Annotated in this window: 3 protein-coding genes; all 3 read right to left on the reverse strand. The window is 70.7% G+C overall.

The window, feature by feature from the left end; genetic code table 11:
• Nucleotides 1–257: squalene/phytoene synthase family protein (locus FV223_RS26900; RefSeq protein WP_187276265.1), on the reverse strand; the 257-nt coding region annotated here is incomplete at its 3' end.
• Nucleotides 254–1,294 (reverse strand): hopanoid-associated sugar epimerase, encoded by a 1,041-nt coding sequence (hpnA, locus tag FV223_RS26905; protein WP_147729773.1) that lies wholly within the window; start codon nucleotides 1,292–1,294, stop codon nucleotides 254–256. The genes FV223_RS26900 and hpnA, both read right to left, overlap by 4 nt.
• 144 nt (nucleotides 1,295–1,438) lie before the next feature.
• A partial coding sequence (locus FV223_RS26910) for a transketolase C-terminal domain-containing protein (RefSeq protein ID WP_281407476.1) occupies nucleotides 1,439–1,692 on the reverse strand: 254 nt, incomplete at its 5' end.

The raw sequence follows: 1,692 nt of genomic DNA on the forward strand, positions 1-1,692 counted from the left end.
CGCTTGAGCGGCTCGGCCTCCGGGTCGGCGGCCCCCGCGCCGGTCAGGGCGTCGGCGAGACCGTCGAGAAGCGCGAGCTTGCGCTCGGGCGACAGCGCGGCATGGTCGGCGACGTCGTCGCCGGCGCGGACGAAATCATAGAACGCGAGGATCGCGCCGCGATTCTTCGGATGGATCAGGTGCGAGGCGACGGGGAAGTTCTCGTCGTTCGCACCCTTGCCCGAGCGCAGCTCCGTGGCGGTGCCGGACGCGCTCATCGCTCGGCTCCCGGCAGGTATCCCGCGCCGCGGAACCAGTCGATCGCGTCGGACAGCCCCTCCCGGTAGGGGCGGGCGGCGTAGCCGAGCTCGGCCTGCGCCTTCGCGTCGGAGAAGAACATCCGGTAGCGCGACATGCGGATGCCGTCGATCGTGGCGAAGGGCTGCTTGCCGGTGATGCGCGCCATCTGCTCGGAAACGAAGGCGATCGGGTAGACCACGGCCCGCGGCAGGTTCACCGTCGGGGGCTTGCGGCCGACCATGCGGGCGATGTCGCCGAGCATCTGCGAAAGGAGCACGTTCTCGCCGCCGAGGATGTACTTCTCGCCGATCCGCCCCCTGCGCAGGGCGAGCAGGTGGCCGGCGGCCACGTCGTCGACATGGGCGAGGTTGAGCCCGGTGTCGACGAAGGCCGGCATCTTGCCGAGCGCCGCCTCCTGGATGATGCGCCCGGTCGGCGTCGGCTTGACGTCGCGCGGGCCGATCGGCGTCGACGGGTTGACGATCACCGCGGGCAGTCCGCTGCCGGCCACCATCGCGTCGACCACGCGCTCGGCCACGACCTTGCTGCGCTTGTAGGCGCCGATGGCGGTCTCGGGCGTCAGCGGCCGCGTCTCGTCCGAGGGCGTGACGCCGTCGTCCGGCGGCTTGATGGTGGCGACGCTGGACGTATAGACCACGCGCTCGACGCGCGCCTCGAGGGCGGCGCGCATCAGGTTGCGGGTGCCGTCGCGGTTGGTCCGGACGATCTCCTCCATGTCCGGCGCCCAGAGCCGATAGTCGGCGGCGGCGTGGATCAGGTAGCGCTGCCCTCGCATCGCGGCCGCGCAAGCCACCGGGTCGCGCATGTCGCCCTCGACGACCTCGACGTCGGACCAGGTCAGGTTCGTGCGCGGGCTCGTGGCACGCACCATGATGCGCACCGGAAATCCGGCGTTGCGGAACACGTCGACCAGGGCCGGCCCGAGAAAGCCGCTCGCGCCGGTGATCAGCACCGGGCCGAGGTCGGAAGAACCGCTTGGGGTCGCCTCTGCCATCACGCTCGAATCGTCACGGGAACGCGGGCGATGCCTTCGTTTTGGGCATCGCACCGCAGCAAGCCGGCTTTTGTCATCGAATGACGTGCACGACAAGGCGATCCGGGCCACAGGCGGCCCGGATCGTGGCGCGCGACGACGCCCTCAAGCGAGGCGGAGACGCGAACGCCCTTCCTGACGCTCGGGGAGGATGTCCTCGACCTTCCGGACGATGCTGGCGGCGTCGAGGCCGGCTTCGGCGTACATCTTGTCCGGGCTGTCGTGGTCCTGGTAGCTGTCGGGCAGGGTCATCGTGCGCACCCGCAGCCGCATCGCGTCGAGCACGCCGCGCTCGGTCAGCAGGTGCAGCACCTGCGCCCCGAAGCCGCCGCGCGAGCCCTCCTCCAGCGTGATCAGAA

It is taken from the genome of Methylobacterium sp. WL116, from assembly GCF_008039455.1.
Lineage (GTDB): Bacteria > Pseudomonadota > Alphaproteobacteria > Rhizobiales > Beijerinckiaceae > Methylobacterium.

Excerpts from the sequence above, each read along its gene's own strand:
- hpnA (WP_147729773.1), bottom strand. The coding sequence starts at position 1,294 with ATGGCAGAGGCGACCCCAAGCGGTTCTTCCGACCTCGGCCCGGTGCTG.